Genomic DNA, 23520 nt, shown 5'->3' on the forward strand with positions numbered 1-23520 from the left:
CGGTCCTCCGTCGAGAGACGAAATCCGGTGTCAGCGCTCCTCGGTCCTCTGGGCACGCGCACGTGGGCGTCAGGCGCGAGTGCCGTCCCGGTGCTCGCGGCACAACCGAGAAAATCAAGGAGAACGGCCATGGCCGTCGTCACGATGCGGGAGCTGCTGGAAAGCGGCGTCCACTTCGGTCACCAGACCCGTCGTTGGAACCCGAAGATGAAGCGCTTCATCTTCACGGAGCGCAACGGCATCTACATCATCGACCTGCTCCAGTCGCTGTCGTACATCGACCGCGCCTACGAGTTCGTCAAGGAGACCGTCGCCCACGGCGGCACGGTCATGTTCGTCGGCACGAAGAAGCAGGCGCAGGAGGCCATCGCCGAGCAGGCCACCCGCGTCGGCATGCCCTACGTCAACCAGCGCTGGCTGGGCGGCATGCTCACCAACTTCTCCACCGTCTACAAGCGTCTGCAGCGCCTCAAGGAGCTCGAGCAGATCGACTTCGAGGACGTCGCCGCGTCCGGTCTCACCAAGAAGGAGCTTCTCGTGCTGTCGCGCGAGAAGGCCAAGCTGGAGAAGACCCTCGGTGGTATCCGCGAGATGTCCAAGGTTCCCAGCGCCGTCTGGATCGTGGACACCAAGAAGGAGCACATCGCGGTCGGTGAGGCCCGGAAGCTCAACATTCCGGTCGTCGCCATCCTCGACACGAACTGCGACCCCGACGAGGTCGACTACAAGATCCCGGGCAACGACGACGCGATCCGCTCCGTCACCCTGCTCACCCGCGTGATCGCCGACGCCGTCGCCGAGGGCCTCATCAGCCGCTCCGGTGTCGCCGCCGAGGCCAAGGGTGACAAGGCCGCCGGCGAGCCGCTCGCCGCGTGGGAGCGCGACCTGCTCGAAGGCGAGAAGAAGGCTGACGAGGCCCCGGCCGCCGACGCCGAGGTGCAGACCTCCGCCGAGACGGAGAAGGTCGCCGACGCCGAGCAGGCCGACGAGGTTCCCGCCGCCGAGGTCGAGGCTCCTGCCGCCGAGGCCGCTCCGGTCGCCGAGGCCGAGGTCGAGGCCGCTCCGGTCGCCGACGCCGAGCAGGCCTGACCCTCCGGCCAACGGCCTGACCTTCCGGGCCAAAGGGCTGAGCTGAAGTGACGGCGGGTGGTGCCGACCGCGCCACCCGCCGTTCACTCACAGCCCCTAGATCTTCGTAGCCCGTAGATCTTTGGCGGGAGCCCGCTCACCACGCGGCCGCCGCCGACTTCGAGACTTCGAACTCCGAGAAGAGATTTCCAGATCATGGCGAACTACACCGCCGCCGACGTCAAGAAGCTCCGTGAGCTCACCGGCGCCGGCATGATGGACTGCAAGAAGGCGCTGGACGAGGCCGACGGCAACGTCGAGAAGGCCGTCGAGGCGCTCCGTATCAAGGGCCAGAAGGGCGTCGCCAAGCGCGAGGGCCGCTCCGCCGAGAACGGCGCCGTGGTCTCCGTCATCGCCGACGACAACACCTCCGGTGTCCTGGTCGAGCTGAAGTGCGAGACGGACTTCGTCGCCAAGGGCGAGAAGTTCCAGTCCGTCGCCAACCAGATCGCGCAGCACGTCGCCGCGACCTCCCCGGCCGACATCGCGGCGCTCCTCGCGTCCGAGATCGAGTCCGGCAAGACGGTCCAGGCGTTTGTCGACGAGGCCAACGCGAACCTGGGCGAGAAGATCGTCCTGGACCGCTTCGCCCAGTACGCCGACGGCTACGTCTCCGCGTACATGCACCGCACGATGCCCGACCTGCCCCCGCAGATCGGTGTCCTCGTCGAGCTGGACAAGCCGAACGCCGAGGTCGCCCGCGGTGTCGCCCAGCACATCGCCGCCTTCGCGCCGAAGTACCTGGCCAAGGACGACGTGCCGGCCGAGGTCGTCGAGTCCGAGCGCCGTATCGCCGAGGAGACCACCCGCGCCGAGGGCAAGCCCGAGGCCGCGCTCGCCAAGATCGTCGAGGGTCGCGTCAACGGCTTCTTCAAGGACGCGACGCTGCTCGGCCAGCCGTACGCGCTCGACCCCAAGAAGTCCGTCCAGAAGGTTCTGGACGAGGCGGGTGTCACCCTGAAGCGCTTCACGCGCATCAAGGTCGGCATCTGAGTCCGTACCGCGATCGACGCGCGGCGCCCGGCGGAATCCCGCTAGGGTCGTCAGCAGTCGGCCCGGTACGCCGTCGCGCACGCGCGCGTGGCGGACGACAGCAGATCTGACGAGGAGGCCATTGCCGAGCATGGGATGCGACAGACACCCCACCGGCAGTGGCCTTCTTCGTATGTGCGACCACGTAAAAGAGGCGAGAACGTCATGACCACCAAGGCCCAGAAGAGCGACGACGGCAAGGTACGCGGCAGGTTCATGTTGAAGCTGTCCGGAGAGGCCTTCTCCGGCGGCGGGGGCCTGGGCGTCGACCCCGATGTGGTGCACAAGATCGCCCGTGAGATCGCGGCCGTCGTCCGGGACGGCGCGGAGGTCGCCGTCGTCATCGGCGGCGGCAACTTCTTCCGCGGTGCCGAACTCCAGCAGCGCGGCATGGACCGGGCCCGCTCCGACTACATGGGCATGCTCGGCACCGTGATGAACTGCCTCGCCCTCCAGGACTTCCTGGAGAAGGAGGGCATCGACAGCCGCGTCCAGACCGCCATCACCATGGGCCAGGTCGCCGAGCCGTACATCCCGCTGCGCGCCGTGCGCCACCTGGAGAAGGGCCGCGTGGTCATCTTCGGCGCCGGTATGGGCATGCCGTACTTCTCCACCGACACCACCGCCGCCCAGCGCGCCCTGGAGATCAACGCCGAGGCGCTGCTCATGGGCAAGAACGGGGTGGACGGGGTCTACGACTCCGACCCGAAGACGAACTCGGAGGCGGTCAAGTTCGACGCGCTCAGCTACGGCGAGGTCATCACCCAGGACCTCAAGGTCGCGGACATGACCGCCATCACCCTGTGCCGCGACAACAAGCTTCCGATCCTGGTCTTCGAGCTTCTGGCGGAGGGCAATATCGCCCGCGCCGTCAAGGGTGAGAAGATCGGCACGCTTGTGGGTGACCAAGGCAGCCAGGGCTGATGACCCTGACCGGGGGATGGACAATGTCCTGCCGGTCGGGAACCGTGCAGGAAGAAGACGCGACGCAGCCGGCCGCCGACACAGCACAGCAGCCGGGCCTACTCAAGACACGCAGGAGCAAGTGGTGATCGAAGAGACCCTCCTCGAAGCCGAGGAGAAGATGGAGAAGGCCGTCGTGGTCGCCAAGGAGGACTTCGCCGCGATCCGCACCGGCCGTGCGCACCCGGCGATGTTCAACAAGATCGTGGCCGACTACTACGGCGCACTGACACCGATCAACCAGCTGGCTTCGTTCTCCGTGCCGGAGCCGCGCATGGCCGTGGTGACCCCGTTCGACAAGAGCGCGCTGCGCAACATCGAACAGGCGATCCGCGACTCGGACCTCGGCGTCAACCCGAGTAACGACGGCAACATCATCCGTGTGACGTTCCCCGAGCTGACGCAGGACCGCCGCAAGGAGTACATCAAGGTCGCCAAGACCAAGGCCGAGGACTCCAAGATCTCGATCCGTTCCATCCGCCGCAAGGCCAAGGAAGCGATCGACAAGGCGATCAAGGACGGCGACATCGGCGAGGACGAGGGTCGCCGCGCCGAGAAGGAGCTCGACGACACCACGGCGAAGTACGTCGCCCAGGTGGACGAACTCCTCAAGCACAAGGAAGCGGAGCTGCTCGAGGTCTGATGAACGACTCTTCCTGGGGGGCACCGCCACAAGCCGGGTACTGGGGGCCGTCCGACCAGGGGCCTGTCCAGGGGGCTGCCCCGGCGGGTCCCACGTACGATGCGCCTGAGGCGCAGCAGACTCGCCCCATGCCCATCGTGCCCGACGAGCCCGCATACGGCGGACACCAGGATGACGACCGGGGGGCCGCTCGGCTGAGCGGCCCCTTGTTCCGCGACGAGACGCAGCGACCGCCGTACGACGTACGGCAGTCGCCGTCGTACGACCCGCGGACGCAGCCCTCTGACACGCCGCAGGCGCAGCCCTACGGGGCGGTGCCGCAGAATCCGGAGCCCATGCCCGACGTCCCGCCACCGGCGCCCGCCCCGCAGAAGAAGAGCGCGGGCCGGGACCTGGGTGCGGCCATAGGCGTCGGGGTCGGGCTCGCCGTGGTGATCGTCGCGTCCCTCTTCGTGGTGAAGGCCGCGTTCGTCGGAGTGATAGCGGTCGCCGTCGTGGTCGGTCTCTGGGAGCTCACCTCGCGGCTCCAGGAGCGCAAGGGCATCAAGGCGCCCCTCGTGCCCCTGGCGGTCGGCGGTGCGGCGATGGTCGTCGCCGGTTACGTCCGGGGTGCGGAGGGCGCCTGGGTCGCCATGGCGCTCACGGCGCTCGCCGTCCTCGTATGGCGGATGACGGAACAGCCGGAGGGCTACCTCAAGGACGTCACGGCGGGCGTCTTCGCGGCGTTCTACGTGCCGTTCCTGGCCACGTTCGTCGCCCTGATGCTCACCGCCGAAGACGGCGCCTGGCGGGTCCTCACGTTCCTGCTGCTGACCGTCGTCAGCGACACCGGGGCGTACGCCATCGGCTGGCGCTTCGGCACACACAAGCTCGCTCCGCGCATCAGCCCCGGAAAGACCCGCGAGGGCCTGTTCGGGGCGGTGTCCTTCGCGATGGTGGCGGGCGCGCTGTGCATGCAGTTCCTGATCGACGACGGCAGTTGGTGGCAGGGCCTCGTCCTGGGCCTCGCGGTCGCGGCCAGCGCCACGCTCGGCGACCTCGGCGAGTCCATGATCAAGCGGGACCTCGGCATCAAGGACATGGGCACGCTGCTGCCGGGCCACGGCGGCATCATGGACCGGCTGGACTCCTTGCTGCCGACGGCGCCGGTGGTGTGGCTGCTGCTGGTGCTGTTCGTCGGATCCGGCTGAGAGCCTACAAAACCAGCTGACCTGTGGTTTTGCGTACGAGGGGCTCGTTGTCCACAGGGCGGCGAGTCCCTCTTCGTATGTCTGCGACACTGGTAGGGCCATGCCTAAGCCCGGAGAACTCACATTCGTCGCCCCCCGCGGAGCCCAGAAGCCGCCGCGGCACCTTGCCGATCTCACGCCCGCCGAGCGCAAGGAAGCCGTTGCCGCGATCGGCGAGAAGCCGTTTCGCGCCAAGCAGCTCTCGCAGCACTACTTCGCGCGCCTCGCGCACGACCCCGCGGAGTGGACCGACATCCCCGCCGGTTCGCGCGCCAAGCTGCAGGAAGCGCTGCTTCCCGAGCTGATGACCGTCGTACGGCATCTGTCGACCGACCAGGAGACCACCCGCAAGACGCTGTGGCGGCTGTTCGACGGGACGCTCGTCGAGTCGGTGCTGATGCGGTACCCGGACCGGGTCACCATGTGCATCAGCTCGCAGGCGGGCTGCGGGATGAACTGCCCGTTCTGTGCGACTGGTCAGGCCGGCCTGGACCGCAATCTGTCCACCGGTGAGATCGTGCACCAGATCGTGGACGGCATGCGGGCGCTGCGGGACGGCGAGATCCCGGGCGGTCCGGCCCGGCTCTCCAACATCGTCTTCATGGGCATGGGCGAGCCCCTCGCCAACTACAAGCGGGTCGTCCAGTCCATCCGCGCCCTCACCGACCCCGAGCCGGACGGCCTCGGCCTCTCGCAGCGCGGGATCACCGTCTCGACGGTCGGACTGGTCCCGGCGATCCACCGGTTCTCCGACGAGGGCTTCAAGTGCCGGCTCGCGATCTCGCTGCACGCGCCCGACGACGACCTGCGCGACACCCTGGTCCCCGTGAACACCCGGTGGAAGGTCCGTGAGGTCCTCGACGCGGGCTGGGAGTACGCGGCGAAGTCGGGGCGCCGGCTGTCCATCGAGTACGCGCTGATCCGTGACATCAACGACCAGGCGTGGCGCGGTGACCGGCTGGGCCGCCTCCTCAAGGGCAAGCCCGTGCACGTCAACCTGATCCCGCTGAACCCGACGCCCGGCTCCAAGTGGACGGCCTCCCGCCCCGAGGACGAGAAGGCGTTCGTCGAGGCCATCGCGGCCCACGGGGTGCCGGTCACCGTCCGGGACACCCGTGGCCAGGAGATCGACGGAGCGTGCGGTCAGCTCGCGGCCACCGAGCGGTAATCTTCACCCGTACCACCTGTACGTACACCTTCATATCCGACAGGGGAGCGCGCAGCGCTGAGAGTGCGGCAATCGGGCCGCAGACCCTCTGAACCTCGCCCAGGTCATTCTGGGTAGGAAGTTCGGTCATCACCGTGAACACCAAGAAGTACTGTGCTGTGCTCGTCGGCCTCGGCCTGGTCACGCTCTCCGCGTGCGGGTCGGGGTCGGACCAGGGCAGCGGCTCCGGATCCGACAAGACCGTCACCCTCGTCAGCCACGACTCGTGGGCCGTCTCGAAGAGCGTCCTCAAGGACTTCGAGAAGCAGTCCGGCTACACCGTCAAGGTCCTCAAGGACGGCGACGCCGGACAGGCCGTCAACAAGGCGATCCTGACCAAGGGCAACCCCCAGGGCGACGTCTTCTTCGGCGTCGACAACACCCTGCTGTCCCGCGCGCTCGACAACGGCCTCTTCCAGTCCTACGACGCGAAGGGCTCCGCCACCGTCAAGCCCGCGTACCGCGTCGACGAGACCAAGCACCGGGTCACGCCCATCGACACCGGCGACATCTGCGTCAACTACGACAAGGCCTACTTCAGCAAGCACAAGCTGACCCCGCCGACCTCCTTCGCGGACCTCGTCAAGCCCGAGTACAAGAACCTCCTCGTCACCGAGAACGCCGCCACCTCCTCACCAGGCCTCGGCTTCCTGCTGGGCAGCGCGGCCCAGTTCGGGGACGACGGTTGGCAGGCGTACTGGAAGAAGCTCCAGGCCAACGGCGTCAAGGTCGTCGACGGCTGGGAGCAGGCCTACGACCAGGAGTTCTCCGGCTCGGCGGGCGGCAAGAAGGCGGGCGGTGACCGGCCCCTCGTCGTCTCGTACGCCTCCTCGCCGCCCGCCGAGGTCATCTACGCCGACCCGAAGCCGACCACCGCGCCCACCGGGGTGTCGTACGGCACCTGCTTCCGCCAGACCGAGTACGCGGGACTGCTCAGCAACGCCAAGAACACCAAGGGCGGCAAGGCCTTCATCGACTTCCTGCTCACCAAGAAGTTCCAGCAGGACATGCCGCTCAACATGTTCGTCTACCCGGTGATCGAAGGCGCCCAGGTGCCGCAGGAGTTCGTCGAGTACGGTCGCCAGGCCCCGGACCCCGAGACCATGGCCCCCGCGAAGATCGCCGCCAACCGGGACCAGTGGGTCAAGTCGTGGACCTCGCTCGTACTGAAGTAGCCCCAGGCAGGACGCGCACGGGGAATGTGACGCGGCTCGGCCTCATGGCCCTCCCCGTCGCGTTCTTCGCGGTGTTCTTCGCCTACCCGGTCGCCGCGATCGTCGCGCGCGGCCTGAAGGCGGACGGCGTCTGGCAGTTGGGCCGGATCGGGGACGTGCTGGCCCAGTCCGACATCCGGCACGTCCTGTGGTTCACCACCTGGCAGGCGCTCGCCTCGACCGCGCTCACGCTGCTGATCGCGCTCCCCGGCGCGTATGTCTTCGCGCGCTTCGACTTCCCCGGAAGGCATGTGCTGCGGGCCGTCGTGACGGTCCCCTTCGTGCTGCCCACGGTCGTCGTCGGTACGGCGTTCCTCGCGCTCGTCGGCCGGGGCGGACTCCTCGACGACCTGTGGGGCGTACGGCTGGACACCACCGTGTGGGCCATCCTGCTCGCGCACGTCTTCTTCAACTACGCGGTCGTCGTACGGACGGTGGGCGGCCTCTGGGCACAGCTCGACCCGCGTCAGGAGGAGGCCGCGCGGATGCTCGGCGCGTCCCGGCTGCGGGCCTGGCGGAAGGTGACGCTGCCCGCGCTCGCCCCCGCCGTGGCCGCCGCCGCGCTGATGGTCTTCCTCTTCACCTTCACCTCCTTCGGCGTGGTGCAGATCCTCGGCGGGCCGACCTTCTCGACCCTCGAAGTGGAGATCTACCGCCAGACCTCCGAGATCTTCGACCTCTCCACGGCGGCTGTGCTGACGATCGTCCAGTTCGCCGCGGTGGGTACGATCCTCGCCGTCCACGCCTGGACGGTACGGCGACGGGAGACGGCCCTACGGCTCGTGGACCCGGCGGTGACCGCACGGCGCCCGCGTGGAGCCGGCCAGTGGTTCCTGCTCGCCGGAGTGCTGGTCTCCGTCCTGCTGCTGCTCGTGCTGCCGCTCGCCGTGCTGGTCCAACGGTCGCTCGGCACACCGGACTTCGGCTACTACCGGGCGCTGACCCACGACGACGGCGGCACCTTCCTGGTCCCGCCGATCGCCGCGATCGGCAACTCGCTGGAGTACGCCGTCGCCGCCACTGCCATCGCCGTGGTGATCGGAGGGCTCGCCGCCGCGGCCCTGACCCGGCGCGACGCCGGGCGGCTGGTGCGGGGCTTCGATGCGCTGCTGATGCTGCCGCTCGGGGTGTCGGCGGTGACCGTCGGCTTCGGGTTTCTGATCTCGCTCGACAAACCCCCGGTGGATCTGCGGAGTTCATGGATCCTGGTGCCGCTCGCGCAGGCGCTGGTCGGCGTCCCCTTCGTCGTACGGACCATGCTGCCCGTGCTGCGGGCGGTGGACGGGCGGCTGCGGGAGGCGGCGGCCGTGCTCGGGGCCTCGCCCTGGCGGGTGTGGCGGGAGGTCGATCTGCCCCTCGTACGGCGGGCGTTGCTGATCGCCGCCGGGTTCGCGTTCGCGGTGTCGCTGGGGGAGTTCGGGGCGACCGTGTTCATCGCCCGGCCCGACAACCCGACGCTGCCGGTCGCGGTGGCCCGGCTGCTGTCCCGGCCCGGTGATCTCAACTACGGCCAGGCGATGGCCCTTTCGACGATTCTGATGGTGGTGTGCGCGGTGGCCCTGCTGGTCCTTGAGCGGCTGCGCACCGACCGGACGGGGGAGTTCTAGATGCTGCTCGGTCTTGAGAGCGCGACCGTACGGTTCGGCGGGCGGCCCGTGCTCGACGCCGTGGACCTCGGGGTCGCCGAGCACGAGATCGTGTGTGTGCTCGGGCCCAGCGGCAGCGGCAAGTCCACGCTGCTGCGGGTGGTGGCCGGGCTGCAACCCCTGGACTCCGGGCGGGTGTTGCTCGACGGACGTGACCAGGCCGGGGTGCCCGCGCACAAGCGGGGGGTGGGTCTGATGTTCCAGGACCATCAGCTGTTCCCGCAGCGGGACGTGGCCGGCAACGTGGCCTTCGGACCGCGTATGCACGGGGCGTCGAGGCGGCAACAGGAAGCTCAGGTGGGGGAGTTGCTCGACCTCGTCGGCCTCCCGGGTGCCGCCCGCCGTGCCGTCGCGGGGCTGTCCGGCGGTGAGCAGCAGCGGGTGGCGCTCGCCCGCGCCCTCGCGCCCCGCCCCCGGCTCCTCATGCTCGACGAGCCGCTCGGCCAGCTCGACCGGTCACTGCGGGAGCGGCTGGTCGTCGAACTCCGGGAGCTGTTCGGGGCGTTGGGCACGACCGTGCTCGCGGTCACGCACGACCAGGGCGAGGCGTTCGCGCTGGCCGACCGGGTCGTGGTGATGCGGGACGGGCGGATCGCTCAGTCCGGTACGCCACTTGAGGTCTGGCAGCGCCCCGCCGACGAGTTCGTGGCCCGTTTCCTCGGCTTCGACAACGTGGTGGGGGCCACGGTCGCCGGAGAGGCCGCCGACACCCCCTGGGGCAAGGTCCCGGTCCCCGACGACGCCCCCCAGGGCGCCCGCACGCTTCTGGTACGCCCCGCGGGCGTCCGCCTGGTCCCCGCCGACGAGGGCCTGCGCTGCACGGTCGCCGCCCGCACCTTCAGGGGCACCCATGTCGCCGTACAACTGCAGCCGGAGGGCGCGCCGCGGCTTGAGGCGGCGTGTGCGCTGCGGGAGGCGCCGGAGGTCGGGGACACGGTCGGGGTGGAGTTCGACGCGGCCGAGATCGTCGTACTCGACGGCTAGAAGACGACGGCTGGAAGACATGCGTGTGGCCCGTCCCCACGAACCGGACGGGCCACGACAGCAACAGCGGTCGGATCAGCGGCCGTTGGTCGCACCGCGGCGGCGCATGCCGTAGTAGACGGCTCCGCCGCCCGCGACGACGAACGCGCCCGCGATACCGGCGATCATGCCGGTGTTGGAGTTGGCACCGGTCTCGGCGAGGTTCGAGCTACCGGCCGCCGGAGACGGCGCGTTGTCCGTCGTCGTGGCGGGGGGGGTGCTGCTGCTCTCCGAGGCCGACGGGGTCGGGGTGTCGGACTCGGCCGGGGTCGAGGGGGTCTCCGACGGGGTGGGAGAAGCCTCGGTCGGAGTCGGGGAGGGCGACTCCGTGGCGCAGGCCTTGGACGGGGTGGTCAGGTTCGGCGAGATGTCCTTGTCGACCTTGTTGCCGGCCTTGACGTGGACGCGGTACGTGGCGTTCGGCTGCCAGGCCTCGGAGAAGGTGACGGTGACGCCCTTGGCCGAGCCCTTGACGGGCGTGGCATCGCCGATCTGCTTGGCGTCGGAGCCGTTGTTCTCCAGGAACACCGTGATGGTCGCCTCGGTGCCCGAGGCGTCATTGTCGGTGACGGTGATGACACCGTTGGAGCCGTCGCAGCTGGCCGAGGCGGAGAAGTCGCCGATTTCACAGGCGAGCGCGTTGCCCGCGAATCCGAGCGCGAGCGCGGCCGAGGCGGACGCGACACCGAGGATGCGTACGGAACGTCGAGATATGGACACGTTTGCCCTTCACGGGATGTGCAACTGCGGGGGGTTTAGGGGGAGATGAGGCAGCATTGAGGTGAGGCACCACCACCCCCAGGAGTCTCACTGGTCTATAAGTGCTGCGTAAGCAGTGTCAATGCATATGCGGTGTGCAGCAGTTGGCTTTACCTGCACTTTAATGAGTGAGACGTTTCAGTGCCTCCGGAGCCTCCTCGATACGGTCAACGAGGGCGATACGGCTCTCCATCGACCGTTCCCGGGCAAGTGCACGCAGCAGCGGCCATGTCGGCAGCCGCTCCGTCCAGTGCTCCCGGTCCACCAGAACCATCGGTGTGGGCTCGCCGCGCGACTCGTAGTAGTTCGGCGTCGCGTTGTCGAAGATCTCCTGTACGGTCCCGGCCGCGCCCGGCAGGAACACCACCCCCGCGTTCGAGCGGGCCAACAGGCCGTCCTCGCGGATGGCGTTGGCGAAGTACTTGGCGATGTGCGAGGCGAAGGCGTTCGGCGGTTCGTGGCCGTAGAACCAGGTCGGGATGCCGATCGAGTGGTTGCCCTTCGGCCAGCGGGTGCGGACCTCGAAGGCGCGCTGCGCCCAGTCGGTGATCGAGGGGCTGAACGAGGGTGATTTCGAGAGGAGTTCGCACGCCTCCTCCAGCATGGCGTCCTCGTACGGCGCCGCGTACGCGCCCAGGTTCGCCGCCTCCATGGCACCCGGCCCGCCGCCCGTCGCCACGGTGTATCCGGCGCGGCTCAGGTCACGGCCGAGGCGCGCGGCACCGCCGTAGGCCGCCGTCCCGCGCGCCATCGCGTGGCCGCCCATGACGCCCACCACCCGCGCGCCGCGCAGGAGTTCGTCGAGGGCGTCGGAGATCGAGTCGTCGTGGACGGAGCGCAGCATGGACGCGTAGACATCGCCGTCGGCCTTGGTCCGCTGGAACCAGGCGTACGCGAGCGCGTCCGGCGTCTGCTCGTATCCCTTGTCGAGCGAGGCGAACAGCTCGGCCGACGTGTAGAGACGGCCGCGGTAGGGGTCGAACGGGAGGTGCGGGACGGGCGGGAAGACCAGGGCGCCGTCGGCTCGGACCTTCGCCGCCGCCTCGTCGCGCATCCGGCAGCCGAGGAAGACGGCGTCCGCGGCGTCCGTGGTGAGCAACTCCCGCGTACGGTCCGTCAGATCGACGCCCTGGACGCGGTGTCCGGCGAGGGTGCCGCGGGCCGAGACGGTCGCGTCGAAGTCCTCGACCGTCTCGATCTCGCGTTCGTCGTGGTGGGCCGCATGGGCCGGGCTCGTCTGCACGCGCCCATGCTAGGCATCCGAGTGGTCAGCCCTGGACGGCCGCCGGGTCCATCCACACGACCTCCCAGGAGTGGCTGTCGAGGTCCTCGAAGGAGCGGCCGTACATGAATCCCTGGTCCTGGACGTCGTCGTTGGCGGTGCCGCCCGCCGCGACCGCCTTGTTGATCAGCTCGTCGACCTTCTCGCGGCTCTCGGCGCTCAGGCACAGCAGCACCTCGCTGGTCTTGGCCGAGTCGGCGATCTCCTTCTTCGTGAAGTCGCTGTAGCGCTTCTTCTCAAGGAGCATCGCGATGATCGTCTCGCTGATCACGACACAGGTGGTGTCGTCGGTGCTGAACTGGGGGTTGATCGAGAAACCGAGCTCGGTGAAGAACTTCTTCGACGCGGTGGCGTCGTCCACGGCCAGGTTCACGAAGATCATCTGCTGGTACATACGGGGTGTCTCCCATCGGGCGTGCGTGCTATTCGGTGGGTAGACCGGCGGCCGACACGAAACTCATCGGCCGGCCAGCGGCAGCGCCGCCAGCTCGGCCACGAACAGGGTCAGCGGCAGGAACAGGGCCAGCAGGGCGCCCGCACGCAGGGCCGCAGCGCTGCGCAGCATGGTGGCGGGGGCGCCGAGGCGGAGCAGCGCGGCCGTGGTGTCGGCGCGGGCGTGCTTGGCCTCCAGCGCGGCGGTGAGCAGGGTCGCCACCGTGCAGCCGGTGACCAGGAACAGGCCGAGGGTGGTCAGCGGGCCGAAGGCCGGGGCATCCGCGTCGTAGAGCGCCGTCATCGCGAAGCCGCCCGACGCCACCGCGCACACCACGCCCAGCGGGCGCCCGATCCGGGTCGCCTCCTCCATCAGCACCCGCCCGGCCAGCAGCCGCAGCGCGCCGGGGCCGACGGACTGCAGCAGCCGGCCGCACAGGTGCGTGAGCCCGGGACCGGCCAGCGCGAGACCGATCGCGGTCAGCACCCAGCCGGCCAGGACACTCGCGGGCCCGTCGGCGAGACCGCCGGGCAGCGACAGCCCGCCGCCGTCCTTCGCCCGGCTCGCGTACGCCTCCACGGCGAGCCCGGCGGCCAGTACCGCGATGCCCCAGGGGAGCCCGCGAGGGGCCTCTCGGGGAGCCGCGGGGCGCGAGGGGTCGGGGTGGTCGCCGGGCGCGGTGGCCGATGCGGTGTCGTTCGTGGCTGCCAACTGCTCGTCCTGCGCGGGCTGTTCGGCCGGCTCGGGCTCCGGCCCGCCACTGCGGCCACCCGCGCGCAGCTGCGCGCCGAAGCGGCCGTACGCCCCGAAGGTCTCGCGGGAGTGCGGGCGGCCCTGCACGCCGAAGCGGCCGTACGACCTCGCCGGGCCCTTCTCGGAGGCGGGGCGGAGGTCGCGGGGGCGCAGGGCGAGGGCCACCGCGACGGAGGCGGTCACCGGTACGAGGGCGAGGAGGGTCAGTGCGGCGGGCAGGGGGAGGGGCTGCTCCGAGGCCAGGAACTCCGCCGCCGCTCCGTCGAAGGGCATGCCGGTGAGGTCGCCGCGCAGGTGCAGGAAGAAGAGGAGCGCCAGCATGGAGCCGAGGGTGCAGGCGAGGGCGGTCGTGGTCGCCGAGATGGCCATCAGGCGGCTGGGGCCGAGGCCGATCGCGGAGAGGCCGGGGCGGGGTCTCGTCGCCGGGTCGGTGCGGGCGACGGCCATCGCGAAGTAGACGGTGGCGGCCAGCGGGGTCGCGCACCAGCCGAGGCGGAGGGCCGAGGCGGCGGGGGAGTCGGGGTGGCCCATCGCGTAGCCGAGAGTGCAGAGGAGGAGGAAGCCCGTGCCCGCCGAGGCCAACGCGACCAGCAGGCGGCGCAGTTGGACGGCGGGGTGCGAGCCGCGGGTCAGACGGAGAGCGAGCACTCGGCCCGGCCTTCCGCTTCGGTGACCGGGGGAAGGTGGACCGTGTTCACCCGGCGCCCGTCGAGGAGCGACACCGTGCGGTCCGCGAGGGCCGCGGTCTCCGCCTCGTGGGTCGCGAGGACGACCGTGATGCCGTGCGAGCGGGCGGCGGTGGTGAGCGTGCGCAGGACGTGGGCGCGGTCCGCGCGGTGCAGTGGGGCCGTCGGCTCGTCGGCGAACAGGACCGTCGGCGCCGGGGCCAGCGCCCGGGCGATGGAGACGCGCTGGCGCTCCGCCTGACGCAGTTCGTGCGGGCGTTTGCGGGCGTGCTCGCCGATGTCGAGGCGGTCCAGCCACTCCAGGGCGGCGGTCTTGGCACGGCGTCGACTGGTGCCGCGCAGCATCAGGGGGAGGGCCGCGTTCTCCCAGACGTTCAGCTCGGGGACGAGCACGGGCGCCGGGTCGATCCAGCCGAAGCGGTCGCGGCGCAGCCGCTCCCGGGTCATCGGGCCCATGGTGTGCACGGGCACGCTGTTGAACCAGACCTCGCCGCGGTTCGGACGCTCAAGCCCGGAGAGACAGCGCAGCAGCGTCGTCTTGCCGCTGCCCCGCGGACCGCTGACGGCGAGGATCTCGCCCTCCCGGACGCCCAGCGAGACGCCGCCGAGCGCGGGCGTTCCGTCGTGGTGCTGGAAGTGCAGGGCACGTGCCCAGAGCACGTCGTTGTCCGGCGGGGCCACCATGCGCGTACACCTCGTTCAGATCCGTTTTCCCGTATCGCATCCCCCGTCCGGGGGAACGAAGAGGGGGCCGATCGGTCACTGGCACGCTAAGGAGCGGTCGACGGGAGCCCGGACAGCACACGGCCCCGGGCCGCCGTTTCTCACTCGAACGGCGGCGCCGGGGCCGGTGTTGATCATCCAGAAGGAAGATCCGAACCTCGGAACGATCAGAGCTTCGTCCAGGCCTCCGTGAGCACCTGGCGGACGATCCCCTCGATCTCGTCGAAGGTCGACTGGTCGGAGATCAGCGGCGGCGACAGCTGGATGACCGGGTCACCTCGGTCGTCGGCGCGGCAGTAGAGGCCGTACTCGAAGAGCTTCTTGGAGACGAAGCCGTAGAGCACGCGCTCCGACTCCTCGTCCGTGAAGGTCTCCTTGGTGGCCTTGTCCTTGACCAGCTCGATGCCGTAGAAGAAGCCGTTGCCGCGGACGTCGCCGACGATCGGGAGATCGTGCAGCTTCTGCAGGGTCTGCAGGAAGTTGGCCTCGTTGTCGAGGACGTGCTGGTTGAGGCCCTCGCGCTCGAAGATGTCGAGGTTGGCGAGGCCGACCGCGGCGGAGACCGGGTGGCCGCCGAAGGTGTAGCCGTGCAGGAAGGTGTTGTCGCCCTTGTAGAACGGCTCGGCCAGGCGGTCGGAGATGATGCAGGCGCCGATCGGGGAGTAGCCCGAGGTCATGCCCTTGGCGCAGGTGATCATGTCCGGGACGTAGTCGAACTTGTCGCAGGCGAACATCGTGCCCAGGCGGCCGAAGGCGCAGATGACCTCGTCGGACACGAGCAGCACGTCGTACTGGTCGCAGATCTCGCGGACCCGCTGGAAGTAGCCGGGCGGGGGCGGGAAGCAGCCGCCGGCGTTCTGCACGGGCTCCAGGAAGACCGCGGCGACCGTCTCCGGGCCCTCGAAGAGAATCTGCTGCTCGATCTGGTCGGCGGCCCAGCGGCCGAAGGCCTCCGGGTCGTCGCCGAAGAGCGGGGCGCGGTAGATGTTGGTGTTCGGGACCTTGTGCGCGCCCGGGACGAGCGGCTCGAACGGGGCCTTGAGGGCCGGGAGTCCGGTGATGGACAGGGCGCCCTGCGGGGTGCCGTGATAGGCGACCGCGCGCGAGATGACCTTGTACTTGGTGGGCTTGCCGACCAGCTTGAAGTACTGCTTGGCGAGCTTCCAGGCGGTCTCGACGGCCTCGCCGCCGCCGGTGGTGAAGAAGACCTTGTTCAGGTCGCCGGGCGCGTGGTGGGCGAGACGCTCCGCCAGCTCGATGGCCTTCGGGTGGGCGTACGACCAGATGGGGAAGAACGCCAGCTCCTGCGCCTGCTTGGCCGCGGTCTCGGCCAGCTCGGCGCGGCCGTGACCGGCCTGGACCACGAACAGACCCGCGAGACCGTCGAGGTAGCGCTTGCCCTTGTCGTCGTAGATGTAGGTGCCCTCACCACGGACGATCGTGGGAACGGGCGCGTTCTCGTACGAGGACATGCGGGTGAAGTGCATCCACAGGTGGTCGTACGCGGTGCGGCTGAGGTCCTTGCTCACGGTTATCGGGTTCCCCACATGTAGGTCTGCTTCTTGAGCTTCAGATAAACGAAGCTCTCGGTGGAGCGCACCCCGGGCAGCGCCCGAATGCGTTTGTTGATGACGTCCAGCAGGTGGTCGTCGTCCTCGCAGACGATCTCGGCGAGGAGGTCGTACGAGCCCGCGGTCATCACCACGTACTCCACTTCCGGCATGGCCGTCAGCGCGTCCGCCACGTGCTCGACATCGCCCTCGACGTTGACACCGACCATCGCCTGTCTGCGGAAGCCCACGGTGAGCGGGTCCGTGACGGCGACGATCTGCATGACGCCCTGGTCGAGCAGCTTCTGGACGCGCTGGCGCACGGCCGCCTCGGAGAGGCCGACGGCCTTCCCGATCGCGGCGTACGGCCGGCGGCCGTCCTCCTGGAGCTGCTCGATGATGGCGAGGGAGACGGAATCCAGGTGCGGAGTCCCGTTCCTGGACTCGCGGGAGTCCCTGTGTTCTGCGCTACGACTGGCCACGGCTTCACTGTGCACGACGTCTCGACCGTTCCGCAAGGCCGCTTCGATGAAATTCGTTGTTTACGTGGTCGAGACTTGCGGATTTCGTAGTCTTGATGCGATCAGGGGTGTTGAAAACGTGGGCCGGGCGATTAGGGTGGGTGTCTCAGTGATTGGACACCTGAACTTGGAGGGCCGGCAGTGAGCACCGAGCTGCGTCGTCTGCGCAATTACATCGACGGTGAGTTCCGGGACGCCGCCGACGGACGGACCACCGAGGTGGTCAATCCCGCGACGGGGGAGGCGTACGCGACCGCGCCGCTGTCCGGACCGGCGGACGTGGACGCCGCGATGGCGGCTGCCGCCGCCGCGTTCCCGGCCTGGCGGGACGAGACGCCCGCGGCGCGGCAGCGGGCCCTGCTGAAGATCGCGGACGCGTTCGAGGAGCGGGCCGAGGAACTGATCGCGGCCGAGGTGGAGAACACCGGCAAGCCGATCGGGCTGACCCGCTCCGAGGAAGTCCCGCCGATGGTCGACCAGATCCGCTTCTTCGCGGGTGCGGCCCGGATGCTGGAGGGGCGAAGCGCGGGCGAGTACATGGAGGGCATGACCTCCATCATCCGCCGCGAGCCGATCGGCGTCTGCGCGCAGGTCGCCCCGTGGAACTACCCGATGATGATGGCGGTGTGGAAGTTCGCCCCGGCGCTGGCCGCCGGCAACACAGTGGTGTTGAAGCCCTCGGACACCCCCCCCGCCTCCACCGTCCTGATCGCCGAGATCCTCGGCTCGATCCTCCCCAAGGGCGTCTTCAACGTCGTCACCGGCGACCGCGACACCGGCCGCCTGATGGTCGAGCACCACACCCCGGCGATGGCCTCCATCACCGGCTCCGTGCGCGCCGGCATGTCGGTCGCCGAGTCCGCGTCCAAGGACCTCAAGCGGGTCCACCTGGAGCTGGGCGGCAAGGCGCCGGTCGTCGTCTTCGAGGACACCGACATCGCCAAGGCCGTCGAGGACATCTCGGTCGCGGGCTTCTTCAACGCCGGGCAGGACTGTACGGCGGCGACGCGCGTCCTGGTCCAGGAGGGCATCCACGACGAGTTCGTGGCCGCGCTCGCCAAGGCGGCGGCCGAGACGAAGACCGGGCAGCCGGACGACGAGGACGTGCTCTACGGCCCCCTGAACAACCCCAACCAGCTCAAGCAGGTCTCCGGCTTCATCGAGCGGCTGCCCGCGCACGCCAAGGTGGAGTCCGGCGGCCACCAGGTCGGCGAGAAGGGCTACTTCTACGCCCCGACCGTCGTCTCGGGCCTCAAGCAGGACGACGAGATCATCCAGAACGAGGTGTTCGGACCGGTCATCACCGTCCAGTCCTTCACCGACGAGGCCCAGGCCGTCGAGTGGGCCAACGGCGTCGACTACGCGCTGGCCTCCTCGGTCTGGACGAAGGACCACGCCCGCGCGATGCGGCTGTCCAAGGCGCTCGACTTCGGCTGTGTGTGGATCAACACCCACATCCCGCTGGTGGCGGAGATGCCGCACGGCGGCTTCAAGAAGTCCGGCTACGGCAAGGACCTTTCGGCCTACGGCTTCGAGGACTACACGCGGATCAAGCACGTGATGACGTCGCTGGGCGAGTAGTGGTCACCGGCACAAGTGCGCGGCCCCGGACGGGAGTTGATCCGTCCGGGGCCGCGCTGTTCCCCCTCTGTTTCCCCCTCCGGATGGTCAGGCTTGCTCGAAGGCGCGGGTGAGCGAGGGCAGTTCGGAGGTGACCTTCCCGGGCTTGCCCGGCTTGCCTGCCTTGCCGGGGGTCGGCAGTGCCGGCAGGTCGGCCGGGTCCGGGAAGGTGATGCCGGCCTTCTCCAGGATGGGCCCACAGGTGGCGACGGCCTTCTTGTAGCCGGCCGTCGTCGGGTCGAAGTCCCCCTTCCCGACCTTCACTTGAAGGCTGACGTGCCCCGCCGAGTCCTTGGCCGCGTGGAAGCCGGGGAAGACGGTCTGCCCCTGCTTCCGCATGCACGCGGCGAAGTCGCCGTTCGCGGTGTTGAGATCGCCCGGCGCGTTCGAGGTCGGGTGGTAGGCGACCGCGAAGGCCACGTGCCGGGGAGACGCGAAGTGTGTGCCGCCCGAGCCCTTCGCGGTGGTCACGCCGGCTCCGGAGCCGGATTCGGCTCCGGACACAACGGTCGTACGGGGTGCGGTGGTTGTCGCGCCGGACGCCTGCGCGGCCGTCGTGCCGAGCGCGGCGGCCGACAGTACGGCGATCCCGAGGGCGAGCCGCTGCGGCCTGGTCGCCAGAGCGCGCATGGTTCCTCCTGCTGGTGTGCGGGTGCTGCTGGACATGGCCCACACAACCGCCCGGGCGGTTACACCACGGGAACGGCCGCCCTTATACCCGTGTAACCGCCCGCCCGTCACACTGACGGCCATGCGTGTGCTGGTGGTCGAGGACCACGAAGAACTCGCCGAGACCGTGGCGGCGGGCCTGCGCCGCGAGGGCATGGCGGTCGACCTCGCCTTCGACGGTCCTACGGCCCTGGAGCGCGCGGAGATCAACGGCTACGACGTCGTCGTGCTCGACCGCGATCTGCCCGGACTCCACGGCGACCAGGTGTGCCGGACGCTCGCGGCGGGGAACAGCCGGGCGCGGGTGCTGATGCTCACCGCGTCCGGGACCGTCGCCGACCGGGTCGCCGGGCTCGGACTCGGCGCCGACGACTATCTGCCCAAGCCGTTCGCGTTCACCGAACTCGTGGCCCGCATACGGGCGTTGGCCCGCCGTGCGCAGCCCGCGCTGCCGCCGGTCCTGGTGCGCGGCGAACTCCGGCTCGACCCGGCCCGCCGGGAAGCCACCCGGGACGGCTGCCAACTGCCGCTCAGCCCCAAGGAGTTCGCCGTACTCGAACTCCTTCTCGGCGCGCAGGGGACGGTCGTGTCCACCGAGGAACTTCTGGAGCGGGCATGGGACGAAGCCGCCGATCCCTTCAGCCAGACCGTCAAGGTGACCGTCAGCAGACTGCGCCGCAAGCTGGGGGAGCCACCGCTGGTCGAGACGGTCGACCGGGCGGGGTACCGGATCCGATGAGGGCGTGGGTCCCGGGCCGGGTGGCGCGTGCGATGACGGCGTGGGTCCCGCGCGGGGTACCGCGTTCGAAGTGGGCGTGGGCCACGTGCCGGATACCGCGTCCGAGGTGGGCGTGGGCCACGCGACTGCCGCGCGGGCCGCGTACCGTCCGCTGGCGCCTCACCCTGCTCTACGGCGCGCTGTTCGCGGCGGCCGGCGCACTCCTGCTGACCTTCGTGTACCTGCTCGCCCGCGCCACCGGGGGCGGACCCGGCACCGCCACCGTGCAGAGCTCCCAACTGGACGGCGGCGCACCCGCGTTGAGCACGCCGACCCTCACCCGCGTCGCCGAGGCCGCCCGCAGCGACCAACTGCACCAACTGGTCGTCTACGCCGTCGTCGCGCTCGCGCTGATGACCGTGGCCTCGCTCGCGCTGGGCTGGCTGATGGCCGGTCGGGTGCTGTCGCCGCTGCGCACGATGACGGCCTCGGCGCGCCGGATCTCCGCCGACAACCTGCACGAACGGCTCGCGGTGTCGGGTCCCGACGACGAGTTGAAGGCGGTGGCGGACACCTTCGACGCCGTACTGGCAAGGCTGGAGGGCGCGTTCGAGGCGCAGAAGCAGTTCGTCGCCAATGCCTCGCACGAACTGCGCACCCCGCTCACGCTCCAGCAGGCGATCGTGGACGTCACCCTCGCCGACCCGGACGCCTCGGTGTCGGCCCTGCGGGCCGCGCTGGCCCGGGTGCGGGCGGCCGGGCAGGAGCAGGAGCGTCTGATCGACGCGCTGTTGACCCTCGCGCGCAGCCAACGCGGGCTTGAGACGCGGGAGTTCGTGGACCTCGCGACGGTTGTGGGGGAGCGGCTGCGGGGCGTGGAGCTGTCGGTGCGGGCCCGACTCGAATCCGCTCCCGTCCTCGGTGATCCGCAGCTCGTCGAGCGGCTGGTCGTCAACCTGACCGACAACGCCGTACGGCACAACCTCCCAACGGGGGAGGGGAGTTGGGTGAGCGTGTGGACGGGGGTCGATGCGCGGGGGCGGCCCGGGCTGCGGATCGAGAACAGCGGGCCGGTGATTCCGGCCGACCAGGCCGCGGGACTGTTCCAGCCGTTCCGCCGACTCGGCGCGGAGCGGGTCGGAAAGCGGGACGGCCTCGGCCTCGGCATGTCCATCGTGGCGGCGGTCGTCGCCGCGCACGGCGGACGGGTGCGGGCGCGGACCCGTCCGCAGGGCGGCCTTGTGGTGGAGGTGAGCCTGCCGCCGTACGCCCCGGCGGAGCACCGGATCCCGGACGTCGCGGCGGCCGGGATCTCGCATTCCGCGCCTGTCGTGTGAACTGGCGGTTACTTCACGGACAACCGATCGACAAGGTGTCGGGTCCGCGGGGACCCGCTGGACGCAGCGTCCATTGATCGGACACGGGTCGGCGGGTCATGCTGCGCGGGTGCCCAGGACTCCGAAGCCGTACTCGCCCTCCCGCCGCTCGCTGCTGCGCGCGCTTGGCGGTACCGCCGCGCTCGGCGCCCTTGCCGGGTGCGGTGTGCCCGCCGCCTATGTGAAGGCGGGTGACCGTGCCGGTGCCGATCTGTCCGCCACCGACAAGCGGCTGACCTGGGCGAACTGGCCGTTGTACATCGACACCGATGACAACGACGAGACGAAGCGGCCCACGCTGGACGCCTTCGAGAAGCGCACCGGGATCTCCGTCGACTACATCGAGGAGATCAACGACAACGACGAGTTCTTCGGCAAGATCAGCCCGGCTCTCATGAACCACCAGCAGACCGGCCGCGACCTGATCGTCATGAGCGACTGGATGTGCGCGCGGTTCGTCCGCCTCGGCTGGGTCCAGCGGATGGACCGGGCCGCGCAGCCGAATGTGGCGAAGTACCTGGACCCGCAACTCAGTTCGCCGGCCTTCGACCCGGGCCGCCGCTACACGGTGCCGTGGCAGTCGGGCATCACCGGCATCGCGTACAACCACCGCAAGCTCGGCCGCGAGATCCGGCACGTCTCCGACCTGTGGGCGAGCGACCTGAAGGGCCGGGTCACCCTGCTCTCCGGGCTCGACGAGGCGTTCGCGCTGCTGATGCAGGGCAACGGCGTCGACATCACCAAGTGGACCGCCGCGGACTTCCACAAGGTGTGCGACCAGGTCCAGACCCAGATCAGCAGGAAGCAGATCCGCCGCTTCACCGGCAACGACTACACCAAGGACCTGGTCAGCGGTGACGTCCTGGCCTGTCAGGCGTACTCCGGCGACGTGATCCAGCTCCAGGCCGACAACCCGGACATCCGCTTCGTCGTCCCCGAGGAGGGCGCCGAACTCTGGGCGGACTCCCTGATGATCCCCGACCTGGCCCGCCACAAGACCAACGCCGAAAAACTGATCGACTACTACTACGACCCCGAGGTCGCCGCCGAACTCGCCGCCTGGGTCAACTACGTCTGCCCCGTCCCCGCCGCCCAGGACGTCCTGGCGGGCTCCAAGGACAAGGACACCGCGGCCCTCGCCGAAAACCCCCTGATCTTCCCGGACGCGACCATGCGCAAGCACCTCGCCATCGCCCGCGACATCACGTCGACGGAACGGGTGGAGTTCGCGAAGGAGTGGAACAAGATCGTGGGGTTGTAGGGGGCCGCGCCCGAAAGTCGCGTGCCCTGCGGGTGACCTCTGCCCAGTCACCGGCCGCCACGACCCCGGGATGTCGCCGGCGACATCCCACTACTTCGTGCCCGCGTTCGCCGACGGGGCATCCGCGTCACCCACCCGCGCCGCGACCGCCGCACCGTCCCCGGTGCCGAGCGCCACCCGGGTGCCGACCCCGGTCCCCAGCGCCACCGCCGACCGGAGCGCGAGCGCCGAGCCCGCCGTCGCGGCGAGCCCAGCCAGGTCGCCACCGTCCCCCGCGGCACCCCGTCCACCGAAGCGGCCAGCCTCGCGTGAAGCGCTCAACTCCCTTGCCCCGGCCCCGACTAGGCTCGACGCCGTACGAAGGGACCGGGCCGCCGGTGCCGTCACCGGAGTCTCGACTTGAGGGAGCCCGCCATGCCCACAGAATTCGCCGCCAGGGTCTTCGCCCTGGTCGACGGGACCGACGCCGTCGGCTTCAGCCGCCTGTTCGCCTTACGGGGCCGGATGCGCTTCGGGAACGCCGCGCCGATGACCGGCCCGGAGGAGATAGCGGCCGGCATCGGCGGCTTCTTCAGCACCATCAAGGGGCTGCGCCACAACGTCGTCCGTGAGTGGTACACCGGGGCCGACGCCATCGTCGAGGAGACGGTCGACTACTTCCGGCTGACCGGCGACACCGTCACCGTCCCCGCCGTCACCATGTGGCACGTCGACGAGACCGGCCTCATCGACGACTTCCGCGTCTACACCGACCTGGCCCCGCTCTTCGCCTGAGCCACGACGCGCGGTGCGGTGCGGCGCGGGACGGTCGGCGAAGTCCCGTACGACTTCAGGACTTTGCCCGCTCTTTACAACCCGCCCACCCGCTGCCTCGTCTCTCCGCTCGATCCGTGACCCGCCCCGCCGGTGCACCACCGGCGGACCCGGCGGGCCGGCCGACGAGAGAGAGCGATTCATGCGCCGAACTGTCCTCAGCGCCATGGCACTCGCGTGCGGCGCCGTACTGGCGAGCACCGTGCCCGCGTTCGCCGACGGGGCATCCGCGTCACCCACCCGCGCCGCGACCGCCGCACCGTCCCCGGTG

At 69.9% G+C, this 23520-nt stretch carries 23 protein-coding genes, 1 pseudogene and 1 riboswitch; of the genes and pseudogenes, 15 read left to right on the forward strand and 9 right to left on the reverse strand.

Annotated features, from left to right (window positions below; genetic code table 11):
• Positions 1-129: 129 nt before the first annotated feature.
• The 9 genes from rpsB to OC490_RS19035 all read left to right on the forward strand — a co-directional run bounded on the left by rpsB (position 130) and on the right by OC490_RS19035 (position 10046).
• Positions 130-1089 carry a 30S ribosomal protein S2 gene (rpsB, locus tag OC490_RS18995; RefSeq protein ID WP_262059136.1) on the forward strand — a complete coding sequence of 320 codons (960 nt, stop codon included), beginning with the start codon at positions 130-132 and terminating at the stop codon, positions 1087-1089.
• Positions 1090-1284: 195 nt separating this feature from the next.
• Positions 1285-2121, forward strand: coding sequence for a translation elongation factor Ts (gene tsf / locus OC490_RS19000; RefSeq protein WP_262059137.1), 837 nt, complete (start codon positions 1285-1287; stop codon positions 2119-2121).
• Positions 2122-2325: 204 nt separating this feature from the next.
• Positions 2326-3084 (forward strand): UMP kinase, encoded by a 759-nt coding sequence (gene pyrH / locus OC490_RS19005; RefSeq protein ID WP_200685070.1) that lies wholly within the window; start codon positions 2326-2328, stop codon positions 3082-3084.
• A gap of 124 nt (positions 3085-3208) precedes the next feature.
• The gene (gene frr / locus OC490_RS19010; RefSeq protein ID WP_127829926.1) at positions 3209-3766 is read left to right on the forward strand and encodes a ribosome recycling factor; all 558 of its coding nucleotides are present in this window, start codon (positions 3209-3211) and stop codon (positions 3764-3766) included.
• The gene (locus OC490_RS19015) at positions 3766-4956 is read left to right on the forward strand and encodes a phosphatidate cytidylyltransferase (RefSeq protein ID WP_262059138.1); all 1191 of its coding nucleotides are present in this window, start codon (positions 3766-3768) and stop codon (positions 4954-4956) included. Before frr ends, OC490_RS19015 begins: the two co-directional genes overlap by 1 nt.
• A gap of 100 nt (positions 4957-5056) precedes the next feature.
• Positions 5057-6163 carry a 23S rRNA (adenine(2503)-C(2))-methyltransferase RlmN gene (gene rlmN, locus OC490_RS19020; protein WP_200685074.1) on the forward strand — a complete coding sequence of 369 codons (1107 nt, stop codon included), beginning with the start codon at positions 5057-5059 and terminating at the stop codon, positions 6161-6163.
• 31 nt (positions 6164-6194) lie between these two features.
• A riboswitch (TPP riboswitch) is annotated at positions 6195-6301 on the forward strand.
• On the forward strand, positions 6298-7377 hold the full coding sequence (locus OC490_RS19025; protein WP_262059139.1) for a thiamine ABC transporter substrate binding subunit: 1080 nt from the start codon (positions 6298-6300) through the stop codon (positions 7375-7377). It overlaps the preceding riboswitch by 4 nt.
• A gap of 44 nt (positions 7378-7421) precedes the next feature.
• Positions 7422-9023, forward strand: a complete 1602-nt coding sequence (locus OC490_RS19030) for an ABC transporter permease (RefSeq protein ID WP_262059140.1) — start codon at positions 7422-7424, stop codon at positions 9021-9023.
• Positions 9024-10046, forward strand: a complete 1023-nt coding sequence (locus tag OC490_RS19035) for an ABC transporter ATP-binding protein (RefSeq protein WP_262059141.1) — start codon at positions 9024-9026, stop codon at positions 10044-10046.
• Positions 10047-10121: 75 nt separating this feature from the next.
• Here the strand turns inward: OC490_RS19035 and OC490_RS19040 are convergent, their stop codons facing one another.
• The 7 genes from OC490_RS19040 to OC490_RS19070 all read right to left on the reverse strand — a co-directional run bounded on the left by OC490_RS19040 (position 10122) and on the right by OC490_RS19070 (position 16768).
• Positions 10122-10805: an LAETG motif-containing sortase-dependent surface protein gene (locus OC490_RS19040; RefSeq protein ID WP_262059142.1), complete on the reverse strand. Its 684-nt coding sequence runs from the start codon at positions 10803-10805 to the stop codon at positions 10122-10124.
• A gap of 160 nt (positions 10806-10965) precedes the next feature.
• Entirely contained in the window at positions 10966-12087 is a 1122-nt protein-coding gene (locus OC490_RS19045; protein WP_262059143.1) for an LOG family protein, read from the reverse strand.
• A 25-nt stretch (positions 12088-12112) separates the two neighbouring features.
• Positions 12113-12520, reverse strand: coding sequence for a VOC family protein (locus tag OC490_RS19050; protein WP_262059144.1), 408 nt, complete (start codon positions 12518-12520; stop codon positions 12113-12115).
• Positions 12521-12583: 63 nt separating this feature from the next.
• Complete coding sequence (locus tag OC490_RS19055) at positions 12584-13960, reverse strand: hypothetical protein (protein WP_262059145.1); 1377 nt, start codon at positions 13958-13960, stop codon at positions 12584-12586.
• Complete coding sequence (locus OC490_RS19060) at positions 13942-14682, reverse strand: ABC transporter ATP-binding protein (RefSeq protein WP_262059146.1); 741 nt, start codon at positions 14680-14682, stop codon at positions 13942-13944. Before OC490_RS19060 ends, OC490_RS19055 begins: the two co-directional genes overlap by 19 nt.
• Positions 14683-14888: 206 nt before the next feature.
• On the reverse strand, positions 14889-16268 hold the full coding sequence (locus OC490_RS19065; RefSeq protein WP_262059147.1) for an aspartate aminotransferase family protein: 1380 nt from the start codon (positions 16266-16268) through the stop codon (positions 14889-14891).
• Positions 16253-16768: an Lrp/AsnC family transcriptional regulator gene (locus OC490_RS19070; RefSeq protein ID WP_262059148.1), complete on the reverse strand. Its 516-nt coding sequence runs from the start codon at positions 16766-16768 to the stop codon at positions 16253-16255. The genes OC490_RS19065 and OC490_RS19070 overlap by 16 nt, the downstream gene beginning before the upstream one ends.
• Positions 16769-16933: 165 nt before the next feature.
• Between OC490_RS19070 and OC490_RS19075 the strand changes: the two genes are divergently transcribed.
• The gene (locus OC490_RS19075; RefSeq protein WP_262059149.1) at positions 16934-18373 is read left to right on the forward strand and encodes a gamma-aminobutyraldehyde dehydrogenase; all 1440 of its coding nucleotides are present in this window, start codon (positions 16934-16936) and stop codon (positions 18371-18373) included.
• An 87-nt stretch (positions 18374-18460) separates the two neighbouring features.
• On the opposite strand, the gene OC490_RS19080 is transcribed toward OC490_RS19075, so the two are convergent.
• The gene (locus OC490_RS19080; protein WP_262059150.1) at positions 18461-19042 is read right to left on the reverse strand and encodes a hypothetical protein; all 582 of its coding nucleotides are present in this window, start codon (positions 19040-19042) and stop codon (positions 18461-18463) included.
• Positions 19043-19163: 121 nt separating this feature from the next.
• Here OC490_RS19080 and OC490_RS19085 point away from each other — a divergent pair, with 121 nt between their 5' ends.
• From OC490_RS19085 to OC490_RS19095, 3 genes are all read left to right on the forward strand, one after another.
• Positions 19164-19820 (forward strand): response regulator transcription factor, encoded by a 657-nt coding sequence (locus OC490_RS19085; RefSeq protein WP_262059151.1) that lies wholly within the window; start codon positions 19164-19166, stop codon positions 19818-19820.
• Positions 19821-19852: 32 nt separating this feature from the next.
• On the forward strand, positions 19853-21136 hold the full coding sequence (locus OC490_RS19090; RefSeq protein ID WP_262059152.1) for a sensor histidine kinase: 1284 nt from the start codon (positions 19853-19855) through the stop codon (positions 21134-21136).
• Positions 21137-21245: 109 nt separating this feature from the next.
• Positions 21246-22436 (forward strand): extracellular solute-binding protein, encoded by a 1191-nt coding sequence (locus OC490_RS19095; protein WP_262059153.1) that lies wholly within the window; start codon positions 21246-21248, stop codon positions 22434-22436.
• Positions 22437-22526: 90 nt separating this feature from the next.
• Here OC490_RS19095 and OC490_RS19100 read toward each other — a convergent pair whose 3' ends face one another.
• Entirely contained in the window at positions 22527-22757 is a 231-nt protein-coding gene (locus OC490_RS19100; protein WP_262059154.1) for a hypothetical protein, read from the reverse strand.
• Between the two features lie 93 nt (positions 22758-22850).
• On the opposite strand from OC490_RS19100, the gene OC490_RS19105 reads away from it, so the two are divergent.
• Both OC490_RS19105 and OC490_RS19110 read left to right on the forward strand, forming a co-directional pair.
• Positions 22851-23210 (forward strand): nuclear transport factor 2 family protein, encoded by a 360-nt coding sequence (locus OC490_RS19105; RefSeq protein WP_262059155.1) that lies wholly within the window; start codon positions 22851-22853, stop codon positions 23208-23210.
• A 181-nt stretch (positions 23211-23391) separates the two neighbouring features.
• A pseudogene (locus OC490_RS19110) lies at positions 23392-23520 on the forward strand (sortase-dependent protein); the annotation flags it as partial.

The organism is Streptomyces sp. STR69 (genome assembly GCF_024519455.1).
In the GTDB taxonomy this organism is placed as follows: Bacteria; Actinomycetota; Actinomycetes; order Streptomycetales; family Streptomycetaceae; genus Streptomyces.

Excerpts from the sequence above, each read along its gene's own strand:
- rlmN (WP_200685074.1), top strand. The coding sequence starts at position 5,057 with ATGCCTAAGCCCGGAGAACTCACATTCGTCGCCCCCCGCGGAGCCCAG.
- OC490_RS19080 (WP_262059150.1), bottom strand. The coding sequence starts at position 19,042 with ATGCGCGCTCTGGCGACCAGGCCGCAGCGGCTCGCCCTCGGGATCGCC.
- tsf (WP_262059137.1), top strand. The coding sequence starts at position 1,285 with ATGGCGAACTACACCGCCGCCGACGTCAAGAAGCTCCGTGAGCTCACC.
- rpsB (WP_262059136.1), top strand. The coding sequence starts at position 130 with ATGGCCGTCGTCACGATGCGGGAGCTGCTGGAAAGCGGCGTCCACTTC.
- OC490_RS19035 (WP_262059141.1), top strand. The coding sequence starts at position 9,024 with ATGCTGCTCGGTCTTGAGAGCGCGACCGTACGGTTCGGCGGGCGGCCC.
- pyrH (WP_200685070.1), top strand. The coding sequence starts at position 2,326 with ATGACCACCAAGGCCCAGAAGAGCGACGACGGCAAGGTACGCGGCAGG.
- OC490_RS19060 (WP_262059146.1), bottom strand. The coding sequence starts at position 14,682 with ATGGTGGCCCCGCCGGACAACGACGTGCTCTGGGCACGTGCCCTGCAC.
- OC490_RS19015 (WP_262059138.1), top strand. The coding sequence starts at position 3,766 with ATGAACGACTCTTCCTGGGGGGCACCGCCACAAGCCGGGTACTGGGGG.
- OC490_RS19105 (WP_262059155.1), top strand. The coding sequence starts at position 22,851 with ATGCCCACAGAATTCGCCGCCAGGGTCTTCGCCCTGGTCGACGGGACC.
- OC490_RS19090 (WP_262059152.1), top strand. The coding sequence starts at position 19,853 with ATGACGGCGTGGGTCCCGCGCGGGGTACCGCGTTCGAAGTGGGCGTGG.
- OC490_RS19050 (WP_262059144.1), bottom strand. The coding sequence starts at position 12,520 with ATGTACCAGCAGATGATCTTCGTGAACCTGGCCGTGGACGACGCCACC.
- OC490_RS19030 (WP_262059140.1), top strand. The coding sequence starts at position 7,422 with ATGGCCCTCCCCGTCGCGTTCTTCGCGGTGTTCTTCGCCTACCCGGTC.
- OC490_RS19085 (WP_262059151.1), top strand. The coding sequence starts at position 19,164 with ATGCGTGTGCTGGTGGTCGAGGACCACGAAGAACTCGCCGAGACCGTG.